This is a genomic window from Verrucomicrobiia bacterium (genome assembly GCA_035629175.1).
In the GTDB taxonomy this organism is placed as follows: Bacteria; Verrucomicrobiota; Verrucomicrobiia; order Limisphaerales; family DASXHY01; genus DASXHY01.
Genome location: DASPIL010000091.1, coordinates 45,066 through 60,172, shown reverse-complemented (window position 1 = coordinate 60,172; position 15,107 = coordinate 45,066). Strand labels below are relative to the sequence as shown.

The window sequence follows — 15,107 nt, the reverse complement described above, 5'->3', positions numbered from 1 at the left end:
CTGTAAAGCGGCTTCAAGGGGTCGAATCAGGTGCGGGGACGCCACTGCCGTGTGACTGCCGCATGCGCGAGAACCACGCCGGGATCGCGCTGCAGCGCGTCGAAATAATGACGGGAAAATCCCTCGCCAATTTCTGATGCGACGAGCAGCCGTTGAACCTGCGTGAACACGGCATCGACCTCCGCGGGCGTGAGCGGCTCCTTGCGATCGAGCGCTTCATCGATGGAAACGATCAACTGGGAAAGCGGATGCAGCCATGCAAACCAGGGATCGGTGGTCAGGAGCTGTAGAAAGTGATTGGGCGAACGGATCTGGCCGACGATCTCCTCGTAACTCACCCGCTCTGAATCCACTAACGCCTTGTGCAGCTCCAGGAGCGGCGTTCGAACACCTTCGAGCTTCTGGCGAATCGTTGCTGTCATCCAGGCAAAGGTCGTTGGTTTTATGAACCCGTCAATAGCCGCGCCGAGAACAAGGCTTGTAACGCTTGGGCCATCAGGGTAAGCCATGGCTGTCCCCATGCGGACATCCGACAGGCATGGAGTCTCCAATGAAAACAATCATTTTCTTAATGCTCGTGTCGCTCATGGCCACCGGCTGTGCGCGTCGTTACACCATGACCACAAACGGAGGAGGCCAGATCGTGTCGAAAGGCAGGCCGCAGCTGAGCAACGGGGTCTATGTCTACAAGGATCTGCAGGGCCGCCGCGCGACAGTTCCCGCCGGAAGAATTCGCGAGGTGGCGCCCTCATCCATGGTCACAACACCTCGCGACGGAATGGGACGGTGAATCATCCGCCGTCCCCCGTGGGTGCTAGGAATCGCGAGGATTCTTGCGCGCAGAGATAAACTTCTCGACGTATTTTCCAAGAAGATCCGCTTCCAGGTTCACAGCGTCGCCAACCTTTCGGTCGCTTAACGCCGTCACTTCGTAGGTATGCGGAATGATCCAGATCCGAAAACTGTTTCGTTTCGCTTCGGCAACGGTGAGGCTGATGCCGTCGACGGCTATCGAACCTTTGAAGACAACGTACCGCATGACATCGGGCGCCGCCGCAATGTCCAGCACGTGATCCTTCCCCGAGCGTTCCCACCTTGTGATTTTTCCGACTCCGTCGATGTGGCCCGTCACGAAGTGCCCGCCAAACTCATTGCCAGCGGCGAGCGGACGCTCGAGGTTCACGAGCGAGCCCGTCGCCATCAATTGAAGGTTCGTGCGCTTCCAAGTTTCCTCGAGCAGGTCGAAGTGGACGTGCTTCGATCTGCCGCGGCCCCCGGCGATTTTCACCGTGGTGAGACAGCATCCATTTACCGCAAGGCTGTCGCCCACCTTGAGGCCTCGCGCGGTGAGCGCTGCGGCAACGACGAGACGAATCGAGTTTGCCAGGGGAGTGATCCGTTCAACTTTGCCTGCTTCAGCGACGATTCCAGTGAACATGAGCGAAACGTAGAAGTGGCTTGAGGGATCGTCGAGACGGGATTTGCCAATGTCGAAACGTCCTTTGACGTGTCACGGGTTCTTCCGCCGCGGCGCCTGCGAATAGTCCAGCGCCCCTGTCATCAACAGATCCGGACCCAGCGTCTTCCATCCGATTCCGGTAATTCGCGGAATCTCCCCCCAGTCCGAGGCTCCCATCCCCGCAACCCCACGTCGGGCCTTACGACCTCCGATGATTTTCGGAGCGTAAAAAAATGCGACGCGATGCGCAAATCCACCCAATAGAAAGCTGGCATTCACCTCACCGCCACCCTCAACCAGAACGCTCGTCACGCCCTCGGATCCAAGCTTCTGCAAAAGCCACCGCAGATCCGGCCGTTGTCCGTCCTTGCTGGCGGCTTCCGGGGAAACCCAAACCTGCACGCGCTCCGAAAGCGCCTTTACTCTTTTCGAAGCCGTCGCGGTAGTGACGACCACCGTTGTCAGTTCAGCGTGTTCATCGCCGAGGACACGTGCAAGAGGCGGAATCCTCCCGCCCGAATCGAGAATGATTCGCCGCAATCGTTTGTTTCCGAAGCCACTGACGGATCTCAATGTCAACGCCGGGTCGTCCGCCAGGATTGTGTTTACGCCAACGAGAACTGCATCGCTGCCCAATCGCAACCGCATTGCTTTCCGCCGCGCCTTGTCGCCTGTGATCCATTTTGACTCGCCCGCGGCGGTCGCAATCTTGCCGTCGAGCGTCATGGCGGCCTTGACCGTGACGAAAGGTGTTCGTGCGATGATCCAATGATTGAATGCCTCGTTCAGCTGCGAACATTGTTCCGCCAAGACACCTGATTCCACGCGGATGCCGGCCTGCCGGAGAATGGAAAAACCTTCACCTCGATGTTTTGGATTTGGATCCGTGGCACCAACGACCACCGACCGGATCCCTGCATCGATTAGGGCCTCCGTGCATGGCGGGGTCCGGCCCTGGGTGCAACACGGTTCCAAGGTGACAAAAAGTGTGGCGCCGTGAGGCGAATGTCCGCGGCGGGCGGCATCGCGCAATGCCTCGATTTCCGCGTGGGGTTTGCCCGCCCGATGATGATATCCCTGCCCAATGGATTTGCCCGCTTTCACCAAAACAGCGCCCACCATTGGATTGGGCGATGTCTTTCCAAAACCGCGTTTCGCCAGCCGTAATGCAAGTTGCATCCACGGAATCGCGTTCATGGCTTCAGACGGGCTGCGTGAAAAGCGCCTCGGCAAACCGCCGCGCATCGAATGGCTGGAGGTCGTCGGCCTGTTCCCCGACGCCAATAAACTTGATTGGAAGATTCAATTCCTTCTGGATGGCGACCACCATGCCCCCCTTGCTGGTGCCGTCGAGCTTCGTCACCACAAGCCCTGTGAGCGGAACCGCCTTATTGAACTCCCGCGCCTGGTTAAGGGCATTCATCCCAGTCGTTGCATCCAGCACCAGCAGCACCTCGTGCGGAGCACCGGCGAGTTGCTTGCCCATGACGCGGTGAAGCTTCTGCAGCTCCTGCATGAGATTGTGCTTGGTGTGCAATCGGCCTGCCGTATCGACGAACAGATATCGCGCATTTCGCGCGTGAGCGGCCGTTACTCCGTCATGCGCAATCGCCGCAGGATCCGCTCCGTAAGCGCCCGCGACGACTTCCACGTTCAAGCGTTGTCCCCAAAGTTTCAGTTGTTCAATGGCTGCTGCACGGAACGTGTCGCATGCGGCGAGAACGGCAGGCTTGTTTTGCGACTGAACGTAGTGGGCAAGCTTCGCGGAGGTGGTTGTCTTGCCTGTGCCGTTGACTCCCACCACGGAAACAACCGTCAGTTCGTTTGGATTTTCCTTGAGCGCGGGATTCTGCCCCGAAAGGTTTCGTTCAATCTCCTGCTGCGCGATCGCAAAAACGTCGAGTCCCGAGCCCCCCTGAGTTTCGTAGGCGCGGCGAACCGCCTGAACGATCTGGGTGGTGACGGCCATTCCGAGATCCCCCGCGATCAGGGCTGCTTCCAATTCTTCCAATGATTCGCCCGTCATCCGCGGCGAGCGCGTGACGATGCGTTTGATTTCGTGAACGAGCTTGTTCTGCGTCTTCTGCAGGCCCGCTTTAAGTTTGTCGAAGAGTCCCATGAAAGATCAGAGCGGAAACTAAAGGGAAACGGCCGGCCCCCCGGACCGTCGCGCAGCAGCCGCAGCCTGCAGCCTTTCAACCCGTTCCATCGGGAGCTTCACGGTTCCAATCAGCGGCTTGCCCTTGCTCAAGCCGTGGCAGTCGGAACCGCCCGTCACCAGCAGATTGAATCGCATTGCCATCCGCAGGTAATGCTCCGCCGTCGGGGCTGGATGCTTTGTGTGATAGCACTCCAGTCCATCAAGGCCCGATTCCACCAACTCAGGGATGACCTGATCCGTGCGATTCAGACCGGGATGCGCCATGACTGCCAATCCACCCGCCTGATGAATCAACGCAATGGCAGTGAGCGCATCCATCTTGGCTTTGGGAACCCATCCCGGACGTCCCTTCTTCAAAAACCGTTCGAACGCCTCATCGAGGGAATCGCAGAATCCGCCCTCCACCAACGCGCGCGCGACGTGCGGGCGTCCGGGTGAACGGCAGTTCGCGAGCCGGAACACAGCTTCAGCCTCCAGCGGAACATTCAAGCGATTCAGACGAGCAGCCATTTCGCGAATGCGTTCCTGGCGAACGGATTGAAAACGCGTCAACTCTGCAATCAGGACGGGGTTTGTGGCATCCAGGAAATAACCCAGGATATGCACCTCATTTCCGTCCTGCTCGGCCGTCAGTTCCGACCCGATGATGAACTCAATGCCCGCAGCACGACACGCAGCCTGAGCCCGCGCGCAACCTTCTGTCGTGTCGTGATCCGTCAATGCTATCGCGGCAAACCCATGCCGCGCCGCCTGCGCGATCAGCTCCTCGGGCGTGTAGGTGCCGTCCGAAAAATTTGTATGAAGATGAAGGTCAGCAAACATTGCAAAAACGCATCGGCTTCATGGCAGCATTATTCGACGATTCGCGCCGGCCGCATCAATTCGCCCTTTATCTTGTCCAGGATCCCGTTCACGAATTTCCCGCTGTCCTGGGTGGAGAACTTCTTCGCAATATCCACCGCCTCATTGATGCTCACAATGGGGGGAATGTCTTCGCGATACAGCATCTCGTAAATGGCCAGCCGAAGGATATTGCGATCGACCGCTGCGATGCGGTGCAGATCCCAGTTCTTCGCATACTTCTTGATCTGCGCGTCCACGGCTTCGCGGTTCTGGATCGCGCCGCGAATCAAGGGCTCGGCAAAAAGGCGCATCGCCGCCTCATCCGCGGTGGGCGGAGGCAATTCCTGGTGTTCACCCCATCGTGCACTCCCCTTGTCCTCCGCGATCGCCGCCGCACGCTGCGAATCCCAGAACTGCGTCAGCGCGGCCTCGAGATCGTCCGGCGGATTGAGGTCGTGCTGAAACAGAAACTGAACGGCGCGTTCGCGCGCCTCACGTCGCTTACCCATGCAGTAACAATGCCGCAGAAAGCAGTGTCTAGAAACGAAAAACTTTCCCGCGTGACTTTGAAGTCCCGGCATGGAAGATTGCGCCGCCTATGAAATCCTATGCTTTGCTGTGCGCCGCAGCGCTGTTGTCCGGCATCGCCGGGCTGTCCGCCGCTGAGGACACCAATACGGCTGCCGCCAATATTCCTGCCCAATCGACGCAACAGTCGGCAGGTTCCGACTCCTCATTTGCCAGCCCTGAACGGCTAAAGGAAAAGGCGCCCGAAAGCTTCAAGGCGAAATTCGACACCAGCGAGGGAGTGTTTGTCGTCGAAGTCACGCGGGCGCTCTCCCCAAATGGCGCCGACCGCTTTTACAATCTTGTGCGCTCAGGCTACTTCACCGACGTCCAATTCTTCCGCGTCATCAAGGGTTTCATGTGCCAGTTCGGAATGCATGGCGACCCCAAGGTTTCGGCCGCGTGGCGTTCAGCGCGGATCCAGGATGATCCCGTCAAGGGCTCCAACAAGCGCGGCACAGTGAGTTTTGCCATGGCAGGACCCAATACGCGAACGACGCAACTCTTTATCAATTACGTCGACAACACGCGCCTCGATGACATGGGCTTTTCGCCGTTTGGAACCGTGATCGAAGGAATGGACGTGGTGGATAAAATCAACGGCGAATACGGGGAAGGCGCCCCTCAGGGCCGCGGCCCGTCGCAGGGACGAATTCAGGCGGAAGGCAACGCCTACCTGAAAAAGGATTTTCCAAACCTGGATTACATCAAGTCCGCCACCATCGTGCCCTGAATTGACTTCAAATATGAACAACCCGAATAACAGCGAAGTAGCGATCATCAAAACGTCCGAAGGCGAAATGGTTGTAGAGTTCTGGTCCGATGTGGCGCCTGGCCATGTGGAAAATTTCAAGAAGCTTGCAAACCAGGGTTTTTACGACGGCACCTGTTTTCATCGCGTGATCAAGGGTTTCATGATCCAGGGCGGCGATCCGCTGACCAAGGATGAATCCGCGCGGTCCCGCTGGGGCACTGGCGGACCCGGGTATCAGATCAAGGCGGAGTTCAACACCAAGCCGCATGTGCGCGGCGTGCTTTCCATGGCGCGCTCCAGCGATCCTGATTCAGCCGGATCGCAATTCTTTATCTGCCACGCTGATGCTCGTTTTCTGGATCGCCAATACACGGCGTTCGGAAAATTGGTCAAGGGCGACGATGTGCTCGAGAAAATTGCCACGACGCAAACAGCTCCGGGCGACCGGCCAACAAAGCGGATGGGCATTGAATCAGTGAAAATTGTCCCCGCAGATCAGGCCAAATAATTGGGTGGCTCCGCCGCGAACATGGATGCTGTTGTGAACGCCGAGGATCTCGGTTCTGTCCTGGTTGCGCTCGGCTGTCCGCAGGATAAGGCGCCCGAGATGGCATCCCAACTCGACAAGCGGGCTCGTCAGCTGGCCGCAGAAAAAGGCCGCACGTATGAGGAAGCATTGACCCATCTGCTGACCTTGATGCGCCAGGGTTGGGCCGCCAAGGAACGCGGAATCTGAGCTGAAGCGTGAATCATCCACAGATCAAACCCTGGGAAAAAGTGCGCTCACGGGATGTGGGCGACTTCCGGATCTTCACGATTCGCTCGGAAACCAAGGTCTCGCCGCGAACGGGCAAAGAACACGACTTCTACATCATCGATTCCGTTCACTGGGTCAACATTGTGGCCGTCACTCCCGACCAGCAACTCGTCATGGTCGAGCAATATCGCCATGGCTCGAACACGGTAGAGTTGGAAATCCCGGGAGGATTAATGGACGCCAAGGACTTGCGGCCTGAGGTGACGGGCGCGCGCGAATTGCGGGAGGAAACGGGATTTGAAGGCGGCACGCCGCGGATTCTCGGCCAGACTTACGCCAATCCGGCAATCATGAGCAACACGTGTTACACGATCCTCATCGAGAACTGCCGCTGTGTGCATCCCGTGGAGTTTGACCACGGCGAGGACCTCGTGACGCGCCTGGTCCCCGTGCAGGACCTTCCCGCGCTGGTTGCGACGGGCAAGATTGCGCACCCGCTTGTGGTGGTCGGACTGTACTTTTTCGACCTTTATCAACGCGGGCTGAAAAAAGTCTGACCGGCGGACGCCTTCAGCAGAACTCCGTCACTTTCCTGAGCGAACTTGCTCCTTCTTTTCCTCGAGCTCGGTTTGCAGCGCCTTGCGTTCGCGCCCCAGCTGCTGCTGCAGTTCATCATACTTCGCAAAGTCTCCGGCGCCTGCCGCGCGATCCATCTCGCCTTTTGCGGCGATCTCGCGTTCAGCGATCTTCGCTGCATAACGTGAATCCAGGTCAGCGAGTTGGGCTTTTTTCTCTGCCGTCAATTTAACAGTCGGCGCCGTCTTGCTCAGGCGTTCCATCGCCAGTTCGTAGCTCGATTTCATATCAGTGTTTAAACGAACCTACTTCTTCTTCCACGGCATGTCAGGAAATTGCGTGGGCGGCGGAACGGCTGGGGCAGGAGGCTTTGCGAGCTCCAAGTCAGGATCCCCACCCGCCTTTTCACCGGGCTTCGACTTGTCTGATTTCCACGAGGCGATGCGGGCTTGAAGACCGTGATGCTCGGCAGTGGCCTTGTCTCCAGCCTTCATGTAGAACAGCGAAAGGTTGGTGTGGACGAGTTGCTCCTGCGGTCGCAGGTTCAGCGCTTTCAGGCCTTCAGCGATGGCCGTTTGATAATCGCCCTTGCGATAGTAAGCCATTCCGAGCCCGAGTTGCGCGTCGAAGTGAAGCGGCTCATCGGCGAGCACGCTCCGCAACTTTTCAATGGCCCGGTCGTAATCGCCCGTGCTGAAGTCGTACATCGCGTCGTCGAAACGTTCCTGCAGGGACATCGCGGCCACAATAGCGCACGCGCAGGCACTGGAGCAAGGGCCGAGGCATACCCGAATCTCGCGCCCCGACATTTGCGCCCCAGACCCAAACGGGTTTAGGATAACGCGACGCCGGGGAAGACCGCGCGAAATGATATCGAATACGATTTACAATAACAATGCCTCCGCCCATCCAGCTCATCTCAACCGACTTCGACGGAACCATCTTTGCCGAATTTGAGAACCCGCCGATCGCGCGCGAGTTCCAGGAACTGATCGCCGAGTTGCAAGCCGATGGCGCCAAGTGGGTAATCAATACGGGTCGGGACATGTCGAGCCTTATGGAAACGCTGGCGCGGGCGAAGGTAACCATCCAGCCCGATTATCTCGTCCTCGTTGAACGCGAAATCCAGGTGCATGACGGGGTTCGATACGCGGGGCTGGAGGAGTGGAATTCAGCGTGCACCCGCGCTCACGAGGAATTGTTCGTGCGCGTTCGAGAAGACGTTCCGCGCATAGCCGATTGGATCAACGCCCGATTTCAGGCAACCGTTTACTCGGATCCTTATTCGCCGTTTTGCCTGATAGCCGGGAACAACAAGGACGCGGACGTCATTAACGCATTTCTCGAAACCTACTGCCGTTCAATTCCCAATCTCGTTCCTGTTCGCAACGACGTTTACGTCCGCTTCAGCCACGCTGCGTTCAACAAGGGAACCGCTCTGGCCGAGCTCAGCCGCCGGCTTGGGATTGGCGCCGAGTCGGTGTTTGCCGCGGGGGATCACTTGAACGATCTGCCAATGCTCAATCCCCGTTTCGCCCGATGGCTCGGCGGACCAAGGAACGCGATCCCCAGCGTAAAACACCAACTGCAGCAGCACGGCGGACTGATCAGCGACCTTCCTCATGCCTGCGGCACCACGGAGGTCCTTAGAGAGTGTCTGCAGCGGGCTGGGGCGAAAACCCCCGATGATTCACCCGTGACCGCAAAGCAGATGAACTAATGCGAATGTTTCGCGACCTTGGTTCCGATCTGGGCCATCATACGTAAGTCTCTGATATGCAGGCACATTCGAATATTATTAGAATTTGACACGTCAGGGTGGGGTGTTAGTGTTTCAGGGCGTCGGTGCCGCCCGTTGCAATTCTTCAGGTGCGCCGAGGGCACAACGTCGAATAGAACTAACTATTTTCATGAGCGATACGTCCACCGCTGCCTCGTCCGCAGGCAGCGCTCCCAAAATTTCGAACATCTCCGAAGCAGTCATCCGTATAGCCGGGAATTCCCAGGATGGAATTCAAGCAATCGGCGGTTTTCTCGCGCGCCTTGCCGGCCGCAGCGAACAGGAAGTCATGACGTTCATGACCATTCCGTCCACCATTTCGGGTGGTCCATCCATATTCCAGGTGCGCATTGGATCGGGCGAGGTCCTCAGCGCTGGCGATGATGCCGATGTCCTGCTGGCCTTTTATCAGCACTCCTATGAAGGTCATATCAACTCGCTCAAGAAGAAGGGCATCGTGCTCTATGATGCCGACCACGTGGAGCCCAAGCCGGAATGGAAGGATGATTATCATCACGTCGGCATTCCGATTTCCACGCTGACAATTGAGTCTATCGGCGGCACCGCGAAGGACAAGGGCAAGAACATTTACGCGCTTGGCTTGATCGCACGCATGTTTGATCTCAACGTGGCGAAGCTGGAAAAGCTGATTCACGAACGCTTCGGCGGAAAGGACGACAGCATCGTGAAGAACGCGCTGTCAGCGTTTCAAGCTGGCTACAGTTATTCCATCGGCAACGTCATTGATACATTCCGGTTTGTTGACAGCACCAAAAAGGAGCGTCATCAGGTGGTCATGAACGGCAACGAAGCGATGGCCTATGGATTGATCGCGGCGGGAGTGCGTTTCGGCGCGGGGTATCCCATTACACCCTGGTCGGATATCATGGAATTGCTGCGGCGAGAGCTTCCCAAATACGGCGGGGCCTTCATTCAATGCGAAGATGAAATTGCGTCGATTTCGATGGCGATTGGAGCTGGCTATGCCGGGCGCGTCGCAGTCACAGGATCCAGCGGCCCCGGCATCGCGCTGAAGGCCGAAGCTGCGGGTTGGGCTGGGATGGCGGAAGTTCCGGTCATCGTGATCGACATTCAACGCGGAGGCCCGTCGACGGGCATGCCCACGAATGTTGAACAATCGGATCTTAACATCGCACTCTATGGCGCCCACGGAGATTCTCCCCGTGTTGTGATAGCGCCTGCGAATGTTGAAGATTGTTTTTATACGGCGATTGAAGCGGTAAACATCGCGCGCACCTACAATGTTCCGGTTTACATCCTTAGCGACCAGGCGATCGCGACCCGAATCGAAGCGTTTGATGAACCTGACCTTGAGAAGGTTTGCCAGGACATCAGTCCCGACCTGACGCCGGTTCAAGACTACAAACCTTACGATCTGTCGACCCCCACGGGCGTCGTTCAACGCGTGGTTCCCGGGACCCGCATTCTCAGCGGCAAGTATCCTGTTGCGACAGGACTTGAACATGACGAAATGGGACACCCGACCGGATCGCCGAAACTGCACCAGCAGATGACGATCAAGCGGCGCAAGAAACTCCAGGCCCTCGCGGAAACGCTTCCCGCGCCGCGCATTTACGGGCCGAGCGAAGGCAATGTTCTGCTCGTCGGATGGGGTTCAACGCAAGGTCCCATCAAGGAAGCTGTGGATCGCGCCCGCGCCGCTGGCGACAGCATTTCCTCGATTCACCTGCGGGCCATCAGCCCTTTGCCGCACGGATTGGAGAATATTTTCTCAGGATTCAATCACGTTTTTGTCGTCGAGATGAACGACGAAGGCATTTACAATCAGGGCGGGCAGCTCGCGTCGGTCCTCCGCGCGCGCTTTTGCAATCCTGCCATTCGCGGCATCAACAAGACAGACGGCCTGACATGGAAGGTTAAGGAAATCCTTGCAGCCGTGCAGGCAAGACTCGCCTCAAACGGCCAGCCCGTGACGGCTTGAAACTTTCGAACGATTCTCAACGCATTACCAACATGAGTTCCCTGACCGATTCCCCCGCTCTTACCACCGTCATTACAGTTCCTCCCGACGCAGAACGCAAAGGCCTGACCAAGAAGGAAATTGCAGCGGATCATCCCACGTGGTGCCCCGGTTGCGGAGATTTCTCCGTGCTGGCGCTGTATTTCAAGCTGATCGAAAAGCGGAAGCTCTGGCACGAGAAGATCACGACGGTTGCCGGCATCGGCTGCTCCAGCCGCTTTCCCTACTTCGTCCAGGCGCACGGCGTTCATTACATTCACGGCCGCGCCCTGCCATTCGCAACCGGAGTTTCGCTCTCCCGTCCCGACCTGCACGTGTTTGTGTTCGGCGGTGATGGCGACGCGTTTTCCATTGGCGGCAACCATTTCAACCACACCGCGCGCAAGAACGTGAAGCTCACCTACGTGGTCATGGACAATTGGGTCTACGGCCTGACGAAGAAGCAGACTTCCCCGACGTCGCCGCTCGGATTCAAAAGCAAGACCGATCAATGGGGCGCAATTGATTATCCCATCAATCCCATGAAGCAGGCGATTTCAGCAGGGGCCAGTTTCGTCGCACGCACGACGCACACGAACCCAAACCATGTGCTGCAGATGATGGAGGCCGCGATGGATCACGACGGTTTCAGCTTCATCGAATGTCTCAGCGAATGCGTGGAGTTTTACGAAGGCGCCTTTGACGCCTCGAATCCGCGCAAGGGCGGCGTGTTCAACGAAGTTCCCAAGGACCACGACGTGACGGATGAGCTCGCGGCGTACAAGCTCGCCAACGAACCGTTCCCCGGATACTTCGGCATTTTCTACAAGGCATCCAAGCCGACCAAGAACGCGAAGGAAGCGGAGATCGGCAAGTCTGCAATGGAGAAGGTCAAGGGCATGAAAGATTGGCAGATCCTGCAGAAAACGTTTGATCGTCTGAAGTAATTCAACTCTTAGCTCTACACGTTTCCAACCTGTCCGGCCCTCCGCAGTGGCTGCTACGGAGGACAGGCTGTATCGCCGGCTTCGCGCCGGCAGGATGTAGACAACGCCAGCACGTTGACCCATCTGCAGGACAGCAGAATGCCTCGCCCCACGCAGGTGTTCTGTGCCCGCGGTCATCCGCCGATCGGTCGAGCCTTACGCGACTATTGATCGGCACCGTTAGCCGGGGCTTACGCGGGAGGACCTCGGCGTTTACGGCCGCTTCAGCGTGCGCGAACGCGCAGGTCAATCATTTCACACGATTCCGTGCTCTCATTGAAGCGACCTGAAGATCCCGGTCCGAACGCACCCACCTCGTCTTGCGGAGAAAAAGCACTTGAAACGTTCGAAGCCTGCAGAAAAGCTGGAGGCCAACCGACGTCAAGGCACTTATTCATCCAAGCTGAAAGTGAGATTCCATGAAGAGCGAAATACGCGAGGCCGTGGAGAAATTCTTTGCGCAGGGCAAGTTCTCCCGGTTCGATCAACCGGAAGTTGAGATCACCACACGCGAAGAAGCCGAGGAATTCTGCCGCGTTTTCAAAGAGACTCTGGCCAGCCCCAGCCGCGCGGCCCGCCTCCTTCGCGCCTTCCAGCCCGAAGAACCTGCCCAAGAAGTCTTTCAAGTCTTTCGCGACGACGGAGTTCCGCTGCTGTTGGAATTGGAACCCTGCCTCATGGACGACGCGCCCACCGCCATCAGCGATCGACTGTTTCTTCTAAAGCTCCTGACGCAGTTTGCGACAGAAGACGGCACTGACCGCATCATTGCAGTCGCCCAATCTGGTTTTGCTTCCGAGGCATACATGTGGTCGTCAATCATCGGCGGCTTTAACAACGAGCACCCGCATTGCAGGCGGTTCTTCTCGGCATTCAAACTCTCGCTGCCTTCAGGGTTCGCGGCTGTCACCTTGTTGGATGCAGCCAACCAATGCGCGTTGGACGGTGGCGACATCGAGCATCCTTACGACTCTCCTTCGGGAATTGAGATGCTCCGCGGATGGCTGCGGGATTTGAACCCCGAACACTTCAGTTACGCGCACAGTGCAACCGCTGCGTTGCCGTTCATGACCCATCCGGCACGAAACGAATTGCTTGAACTGGCGATGGACCATCCGGATCCAGGCGTGTCAGTTGAAGCTGCGTGGGCGGCCGCGAAGATGGGCATGGAACGCGGCATTCGAAACCTCGCCCGCTTTGCCGTCCATGTGAACACTTCGTCGGCTGCCGTCCAGCTGCTCGAGGAGCTCGGCCGCGAGGACGCAATTCCGGCCGAGGCTGCCGATCCCAATTTCCAGGCGATGGCAACGATGGTTGCATGGCTGTCGCATCCCAGTGAGTTCGGCGAACCGCCCGCGCGGATCAGCATAGTCGACACGCGCGAGCTTTACTGGCCGCCCACGCAGGATCGCCGCCAGCTTTGGCTGTTGCGCTATGAGTATCCCAGGACGGACGAGCGCGAGGCAGACGACATAGGCCTTGGGATGGTTGGTTCGGTCACATTCGCGCTCTTTGGCGAAACGACAGCAGATCTCACCCCGTTGCAAGCCTATGCGCTTCACTGCTGCTGGGAGCTTGAGACGAACGGAGACCCGCTGGCGCCCAAGAAGCGTACGGTGCAGGCCGGTTTGACGATCCTAGGTGGGTACAATGAATTGCCGGACAACGAACTGAACGCGATTGCAGCGGCCCCGGATATCGCCGAGACGGATGACACGGCCGGGGAATCGCAACTTGAAGAATCGTATTCAGATGATCCCGCCAGCGATGCGCTCTCGCAGATTCTTGCACATACGAAGGATAACCTCGCAAAAGGAAACTCGGAGAAAAGAGCGTTACGTTCTGCAATGAAGCAGCTGATGGAAGAGCAGACCGCTCGTTTAAAGAAGGAAGTCGAAGAGTTTCGCACTCACCTTGTTGCCAAGCGCAAATTGGCGCCTGCCGTGCAGACTTCAACGCGGCGCGTCCCAATGGAGGCTGTGCAGCACCCGGATGTGGAACGTCAACGGAACGCGCTTGAAGCTGCGGGTTACCGTCTGGAGGGCATCTATGCCTTTGAGAACATACCCGGGTTCCAGCTCTTCCTTTTCGGGCATTCAGAAAATGGCACGACCGCCTCCATCAGCAGCGGCAAGGATCTTACGACCGAGATTGGGGCGCGTTATCCCGACGGCCGCGGTTTTAACGTCCGCGATACCGCTGCCGTCCCAGGACTCACCCCTGCCCCGTGGATTACTTACCGATATGAGCCGGGCCGAAGCGTCGCTGAACTCGTCGCCATCTTCGATTCATCCAGGCCGCCGGGACATTCGAAGATAACGGGGGCAGAAGCCGCCGCGACGCTCGCTGCAGACTTTCGCAAAGTCCAGCTTTGGCGCATGGAACGCGGAGGTTGGAACAGGGACGAAGTCCAGACCCAGCTCCGCATTGCCGATGCAGTCGCCGAGGAGGAAAGACTGAGCGAAATGTGTTTGGCCGTTCGGGAAACCTGGCTCTACGCCTGGTTCAAGGATCGTTACCCCGAGCTTGCTGAAGGCCTGATGGAATCATTGGTGATCGTTCATGACGAAATGGATGGTGCGCTACTGTATGTGCTCTGGATGATGGGAGGCGGCTCCTCAGAAGTCAGGACGGGCGAGTTCGACGATGGCAACCCCCGGGAGGTCTTTTCACAGGTAAACCTGAAGCACGGCCGCCCGCTCACGCTGATTGCATGCAAACAGGACGGTTTCCCCGCAGACTTCTACCGCCCCGCTGACCAACAATCTGCAACCTGATGACGCGACGTTCCCTGCAGCGAACCGCACCTCCGTGGGATCTCAACCGCTTCACGTTTTTGATTGTTCAGAGCTCTGCACCTGAAGTCTGCCGCTCGCCCGCAGCCAAGAACAGCCAGGCACACCATTTCATCAATCACGCCAGGCAACTGCTTCCGTGTGTCACGCTCATCGCGCTCGTGACGTTCGCAGGTTGCACTTCAAAACATTCAGCCAATCCTCCGTCCAAAACGGTTCATCGATTACGCGGCGGAGATGGAATGGGAGTATTATCACGATATTCTTCAGGACAGCGGAAAGTACGGCTTCGCGATGAACTTTCACGGGGCAACCCTGCCGCGCGGATGGATGAGCTTGGGGTTGAACGCACAGCCACGTTGATCACGGATGGCGACGGCGGCAATCTTCCCTTCCGGAACGGGAACTGAAAAGCAGGAGGGCTACGGAAGTGATGATCGCTAGGAAA

18 protein-coding genes are annotated in these 15,107 nt (G+C 57.8%); 10 read left to right on the top strand and 8 right to left on the bottom strand.

From position 1 onward, the window contains the following. Positions 1 to 26 precede the first annotated feature (26 nt). The gene (locus VEH04_15680) at positions 27 to 509 is read right to left on the bottom strand and encodes a hypothetical protein (protein ID HYG24218.1); all 483 of its coding nucleotides are present in this window, start codon (positions 507 to 509) and stop codon (positions 27 to 29) included. 41 nt (positions 510 to 550) lie between these two features. On the opposite strand from VEH04_15680, the gene VEH04_15675 reads away from it, so the two are divergent. Further along, on the top strand, positions 551 to 790 hold the full coding sequence (locus tag VEH04_15675; protein HYG24217.1) for a YgdI/YgdR family lipoprotein: 240 nt from the start codon (positions 551 to 553) through the stop codon (positions 788 to 790). A 24-nt stretch (positions 791 to 814) separates the two neighbouring features. On the opposite strand, the gene VEH04_15670 is transcribed toward VEH04_15675, so the two are convergent. The 5 genes from VEH04_15670 to nusB all read right to left on the bottom strand — a co-directional run bounded on the left by VEH04_15670 (position 815) and on the right by nusB (position 4,972). Further along, on the bottom strand, positions 815 to 1,438 hold the full coding sequence (locus VEH04_15670; GenBank protein HYG24216.1) for a riboflavin synthase: 624 nt from the start codon (positions 1,436 to 1,438) through the stop codon (positions 815 to 817). Positions 1,439 to 1,510: 72 nt separating this feature from the next. After that, on the bottom strand, positions 1,511 to 2,656 hold the full coding sequence (ribD, locus tag VEH04_15665) for a bifunctional diaminohydroxyphosphoribosylaminopyrimidine deaminase/5-amino-6-(5-phosphoribosylamino)uracil reductase RibD (protein HYG24215.1): 1,146 nt from the start codon (positions 2,654 to 2,656) through the stop codon (positions 1,511 to 1,513). Between the two features lie 4 nt (positions 2,657 to 2,660). Next, positions 2,661 to 3,578: a signal recognition particle-docking protein FtsY gene (ftsY, locus tag VEH04_15660; GenBank protein HYG24214.1), complete on the bottom strand. Its 918-nt coding sequence runs from the start codon at positions 3,576 to 3,578 to the stop codon at positions 2,661 to 2,663. An 18-nt stretch (positions 3,579 to 3,596) separates the two neighbouring features. Then, complete coding sequence (locus VEH04_15655) at positions 3,597 to 4,442, bottom strand: PHP domain-containing protein (protein ID HYG24213.1); 846 nt, start codon at positions 4,440 to 4,442, stop codon at positions 3,597 to 3,599. A gap of 29 nt (positions 4,443 to 4,471) precedes the next feature. Further along, a complete protein-coding gene (nusB, locus tag VEH04_15650) occupies positions 4,472 to 4,972 on the bottom strand; it encodes a transcription antitermination factor NusB (GenBank protein HYG24212.1) in 501 nt (166 codons plus the stop codon). Between the two features lie 89 nt (positions 4,973 to 5,061). On the opposite strand from nusB, the gene VEH04_15645 reads away from it, so the two are divergent. From VEH04_15645 to VEH04_15630, 4 genes are read left to right on the top strand one after another with little or no spacing between them, the layout of a single operon-like run. Beyond that, positions 5,062 to 5,763 carry a peptidylprolyl isomerase gene (locus VEH04_15645; protein HYG24211.1) on the top strand — a complete coding sequence of 234 codons (702 nt, stop codon included), beginning with the start codon at positions 5,062 to 5,064 and terminating at the stop codon, positions 5,761 to 5,763. 13 nt (positions 5,764 to 5,776) lie between these two features. Then, a complete protein-coding gene (locus tag VEH04_15640) occupies positions 5,777 to 6,292 on the top strand; it encodes a peptidylprolyl isomerase (GenBank protein HYG24210.1) in 516 nt (171 codons plus the stop codon). A gap of 21 nt (positions 6,293 to 6,313) precedes the next feature. Next, a complete protein-coding gene (locus VEH04_15635; protein ID HYG24209.1) occupies positions 6,314 to 6,520 on the top strand; it encodes a hypothetical protein in 207 nt (68 codons plus the stop codon). 8 nt (positions 6,521 to 6,528) lie between these two features. Then, on the top strand, positions 6,529 to 7,098 hold the full coding sequence (locus tag VEH04_15630) for an NUDIX hydrolase (protein ID HYG24208.1): 570 nt from the start codon (positions 6,529 to 6,531) through the stop codon (positions 7,096 to 7,098). A gap of 27 nt (positions 7,099 to 7,125) precedes the next feature. On the opposite strand, the gene VEH04_15625 is transcribed toward VEH04_15630, so the two are convergent. Continuing rightward, positions 7,126 to 7,404: a hypothetical protein gene (locus VEH04_15625; protein ID HYG24207.1), complete on the bottom strand. Its 279-nt coding sequence runs from the start codon at positions 7,402 to 7,404 to the stop codon at positions 7,126 to 7,128. Positions 7,405 to 7,422: 18 nt separating this feature from the next. After that, the gene (locus VEH04_15620; GenBank protein HYG24206.1) at positions 7,423 to 7,854 is read right to left on the bottom strand and encodes a tetratricopeptide repeat protein; all 432 of its coding nucleotides are present in this window, start codon (positions 7,852 to 7,854) and stop codon (positions 7,423 to 7,425) included. A 158-nt stretch (positions 7,855 to 8,012) separates the two neighbouring features. Between VEH04_15620 and VEH04_15615 the strand changes: the two genes are divergently transcribed. From VEH04_15615 to VEH04_15595, 5 genes are all read left to right on the top strand, one after another. Further along, complete coding sequence (locus tag VEH04_15615) at positions 8,013 to 8,837, top strand: HAD hydrolase family protein (GenBank protein HYG24205.1); 825 nt, start codon at positions 8,013 to 8,015, stop codon at positions 8,835 to 8,837. Positions 8,838 to 9,027: 190 nt separating this feature from the next. After that, entirely contained in the window at positions 9,028 to 10,860 is a 1,833-nt protein-coding gene (locus VEH04_15610; protein HYG24204.1) for a 2-oxoacid:acceptor oxidoreductase subunit alpha, read from the top strand. A gap of 32 nt (positions 10,861 to 10,892) precedes the next feature. Continuing rightward, on the top strand, positions 10,893 to 11,825 hold the full coding sequence (locus VEH04_15605) for a thiamine pyrophosphate-dependent enzyme (protein HYG24203.1): 933 nt from the start codon (positions 10,893 to 10,895) through the stop codon (positions 11,823 to 11,825). Between the two features lie 458 nt (positions 11,826 to 12,283). Further along, entirely contained in the window at positions 12,284 to 14,641 is a 2,358-nt protein-coding gene (locus tag VEH04_15600) for a HEAT repeat domain-containing protein (GenBank protein ID HYG24202.1), read from the top strand. After that, positions 14,641 to 15,069, top strand: coding sequence for a hypothetical protein (locus VEH04_15595; protein ID HYG24201.1), 429 nt, complete (start codon positions 14,641 to 14,643; stop codon positions 15,067 to 15,069). Before VEH04_15600 ends, VEH04_15595 begins: the two co-directional genes overlap by 1 nt. Positions 15,070 to 15,107: the final 38 nt, after the last annotated feature.

Excerpts from the sequence above, each read along its gene's own strand:
- VEH04_15600 (HYG24202.1), top strand. The coding sequence starts at position 12,284 with ATGAAGAGCGAAATACGCGAGGCCGTGGAGAAATTCTTTGCGCAGGGC.
- VEH04_15670 (HYG24216.1), bottom strand. The coding sequence starts at position 1,438 with ATGTTCACTGGAATCGTCGCTGAAGCAGGCAAAGTTGAACGGATCACT.
- VEH04_15595 (HYG24201.1), top strand. The coding sequence starts at position 14,641 with ATGACGCGACGTTCCCTGCAGCGAACCGCACCTCCGTGGGATCTCAAC.
- VEH04_15645 (HYG24211.1), top strand. The coding sequence starts at position 5,062 with ATGAAATCCTATGCTTTGCTGTGCGCCGCAGCGCTGTTGTCCGGCATC.
- ribD (HYG24215.1), bottom strand. The coding sequence starts at position 2,656 with ATGAACGCGATTCCGTGGATGCAACTTGCATTACGGCTGGCGAAACGC.
- nusB (HYG24212.1), bottom strand. The coding sequence starts at position 4,972 with ATGGGTAAGCGACGTGAGGCGCGCGAACGCGCCGTTCAGTTTCTGTTT.
- VEH04_15625 (HYG24207.1), bottom strand. The coding sequence starts at position 7,404 with ATGAAATCGAGCTACGAACTGGCGATGGAACGCCTGAGCAAGACGGCG.
- ftsY (HYG24214.1), bottom strand. The coding sequence starts at position 3,578 with ATGGGACTCTTCGACAAACTTAAAGCGGGCCTGCAGAAGACGCAGAAC.
- VEH04_15675 (HYG24217.1), top strand. The coding sequence starts at position 551 with ATGAAAACAATCATTTTCTTAATGCTCGTGTCGCTCATGGCCACCGGC.
- VEH04_15640 (HYG24210.1), top strand. The coding sequence starts at position 5,777 with ATGAACAACCCGAATAACAGCGAAGTAGCGATCATCAAAACGTCCGAA.
- VEH04_15605 (HYG24203.1), top strand. The coding sequence starts at position 10,893 with ATGAGTTCCCTGACCGATTCCCCCGCTCTTACCACCGTCATTACAGTT.
- VEH04_15655 (HYG24213.1), bottom strand. The coding sequence starts at position 4,442 with ATGTTTGCTGACCTTCATCTTCATACAAATTTTTCGGACGGCACCTAC.
- VEH04_15615 (HYG24205.1), top strand. The coding sequence starts at position 8,013 with ATGCCTCCGCCCATCCAGCTCATCTCAACCGACTTCGACGGAACCATC.
- VEH04_15620 (HYG24206.1), bottom strand. The coding sequence starts at position 7,854 with ATGTCCCTGCAGGAACGTTTCGACGACGCGATGTACGACTTCAGCACG.
- VEH04_15680 (HYG24218.1), bottom strand. The coding sequence starts at position 509 with ATGGCTTACCCTGATGGCCCAAGCGTTACAAGCCTTGTTCTCGGCGCG.
- VEH04_15635 (HYG24209.1), top strand. The coding sequence starts at position 6,314 with ATGGATGCTGTTGTGAACGCCGAGGATCTCGGTTCTGTCCTGGTTGCG.
- VEH04_15610 (HYG24204.1), top strand. The coding sequence starts at position 9,028 with ATGAGCGATACGTCCACCGCTGCCTCGTCCGCAGGCAGCGCTCCCAAA.